This is a genomic window from Mammaliicoccus fleurettii (assembly GCF_003970575.1).
Lineage (GTDB): Bacteria > Bacillota > Bacilli > Staphylococcales > Staphylococcaceae > Mammaliicoccus > Mammaliicoccus fleurettii.
This window is the reverse complement of record NZ_RXWZ01000127.1, coordinates 1-2,438: the sequence shown is the minus strand read 5'-3', so window position 1 is coordinate 2,438 and position 2,438 is coordinate 1. Positions and strand designations below refer to the sequence as shown.

At 35.9% G+C, this 2,438-nt stretch carries 3 protein-coding genes; all 3 read right to left on the bottom strand.

The window, feature by feature from the left end:
* Positions 1 to 292: 292 nt before the first annotated feature.
* Entirely contained in the window at positions 293 to 385 is a 93-nt protein-coding gene (locus CD129_RS09560; RefSeq protein ID WP_016912761.1) for a type I toxin-antitoxin system Fst family toxin, read from the bottom strand.
* An 87-nt stretch (positions 386 to 472) separates the two neighbouring features.
* The gene (locus CD129_RS09555; RefSeq protein WP_160149123.1) at positions 473 to 637 is read right to left on the bottom strand and encodes a hypothetical protein; all 165 of its coding nucleotides are present in this window, start codon (positions 635 to 637) and stop codon (positions 473 to 475) included.
* Between the two features lie 91 nt (positions 638 to 728).
* Entirely contained in the window at positions 729 to 2,063 is a 1,335-nt protein-coding gene (locus tag CD129_RS09550) for an NtaA/DmoA family FMN-dependent monooxygenase (protein WP_115337751.1), read from the bottom strand.
* Positions 2,064 to 2,438: the final 375 nt, after the last annotated feature.

Below are 2,438 nucleotides of genomic sequence, written 5' to 3'. Positions count from 1 at the left end.
TTGATATCTATTTTAATATTTCTAGTCATAATAAAACTCCCTGCTAAGTTTTCACTATTTAAGTGTTTACTTAACAGGGAGCATATCATTGAACGATGGCAGGCTTTTTTGGTTATTAGAGGGATCAAGAAGACCCCTACTTTTATTTCAGAACCTTTATTCATTATTTTGAATTCATCACGCTTATGATGTTATAATGTATTTAACGAAAATAAGTTTTCACTTATGCACCAATCCCCTCACTATTACCAGTAGTGAGGGGATTTTTGTTGGTGTGGTCTAGTGTCGCCTATTATTTATTGCGCTTACTTAACCAATAAGCAAAATACGCAATGACACAGCCACTGATGACTGGCGCTATGATGTGAACGAAAATAAGCATCACTTTATACACCTATTAATAGACACGCATATCCTCTTCCAATAAGTTGAATTATGTTGAATTAACTCAAAAAAATTATACTCCATTAACCTATTCTGATTCATTTAAAATACGTGGGCCAAGGCCTAGCTGATAATCTATATTCATATTTTCTCGTAGTGTGTTACCCATATAGTCTTCTGGATTTTCCATTGCCCATCTACGGTCTAATGCCTCTCGATGCGTCTTTCCTAGTCCAAATGTGAAAAAGGCCATAAATTTAATTTCATCAGAAATATGACATAGCAACTCCGATACTCATGTGTTTTGTTTTCATTATAATTTCCTTTCAAATATGGTCATCATATTAAGTTAATCGTTTGTCTACACCATATTGATAGGGAATACCCAGATTTTCTCGTAATGTCTCTCCTTCATAATCTTCATGGAAGACACCTCGCTCTTGTAAGATAGGAACTACTTCTTCAACAAAACGTTCTAAATCAGTTTCGTAAGCATCAGGTAATAACCAGAATCCATCTGCTGCTCCGGCTTCAAACCACGCAGTCAAGTGATCAGCAGTTTCTTTTGCATCACCTAACGTTGCAGGATGAAAGTCAATTACAGACTGATAAATGATATCGCGTAATGTCCAGCCTTCATGTGCTACCTTTAAAACATTCTCAATACGAGGGTCAGAATAACTGTCAATTTCTACTCTGTCTAAAAGTTCCGGTGCTAGCGGATGATCTAAATCTTCTAGAGTCAATCTAATACCTAACACCATTCCAATATAATGTAAGCGTTGCTGAATCAGTTTTTCATCCATAAAGCTCGCATGACGATCAATTGCTTCACGTTTAGAATCAGCCACAACCGGCATGAGTCCTGCGATAAATTTAATTTCATCCGGTTCTCTGCCCGCATCTATAGCTGCCTGACGTAGTGCATTACGTGTAGCAATCCCTTGTTCTATCGTCCACACCTCACCAATCATTGCATTCGCATAGCGACCTGCAAATGCAATACTATTAGGGGAACCACCAGAGTGGAAGATGAGCGGTTGCCCTTGTGGTGATGGAGGTATAGGCAAGGCACCATTTGCCTTTATATGTTTACCAGATAAATAAACAGGTTTTACTTGTCTGTATTCAGCAAAGACACCCGTATCTTTATTAGCTTTTAAGGCCTCTTCTCCCCAAGTTGCCCAAAAATGTTGTACAGCTTCAACGAATTCATAGTGATTTTCATAACGTGATTTACTATCCATTAAATTAACACCAAAATGTTCTGCTACTTTTGGGCTTGATCCCGTAACAGCATTCCAGGCAATGCGTCCTCCACTCATTAAATCTATTCCCTTAAATTGACGTGCTACAGTATAAGGAAAATTCCACTGAGTATGTACAGTTGATGCCACACCAATGTGTTTAGTTTGTTGTAAAATTGCAGTAGAAGTAATAATAGGTTCAAGCGTCATCGATGGTACATGACTATTATCATCGGGTACTTCTCCAGGGAAATCCCCTACAAAAAGAAATTGAAATTTTCCTTTTTCAGCAAGTTGAGCATAAGGAATATCTGCTTTAATATCTGGATAAGTATTACTATTGACTCCTTCGCTTTTCCAGGCTTTAGCATTTGCACCATATGCCCCTGTGAATCCTAATCCTAGCAACATTTGTTTTTTATTTTCAGTCATAAATAGCTCCTTCCAAATTTAGTTTGTTTTACAAAATTAGTTTTTATTGTTGATTACGATTGAAATCTGAACAAAATATCCAAAACTCTGAAGCATCTTCAATATAATTTTGATTACCACTGAGTTTCATTATTTCCTTGCGTAAGGAGCTATCAGTCACACGAATAATAGTTACATTTTGTAGCAAGCTGAAAGAAGAAGTTTAATTTGCAGCTTTAAATATTTCGTTAACCTGTTCCTCAGGTATCGCTTTATTTTCAAAATTTCTTATAGAACTATGGTTTTTTAATAAATCTATTGTTTCATTCATTATATTACCACTTTTCAATAAATATCATATCTAGTATATTAGTTTAAATAGTATCATTATTGAAG

What these genes read in the sequence shown, in the direction of transcription:
- CD129_RS09555 (WP_160149123.1), bottom strand. Translation starts at nt 637, where the DNA reads ATGGCCTTTTTCACATTTGGACTAGGAAAGACGCATCGAGAGGCATTA.
- CD129_RS09550 (WP_115337751.1), bottom strand. Translation starts at nt 2,063, where the DNA reads ATGACTGAAAATAAAAAACAAATGTTGCTAGGATTAGGATTCACAGGG.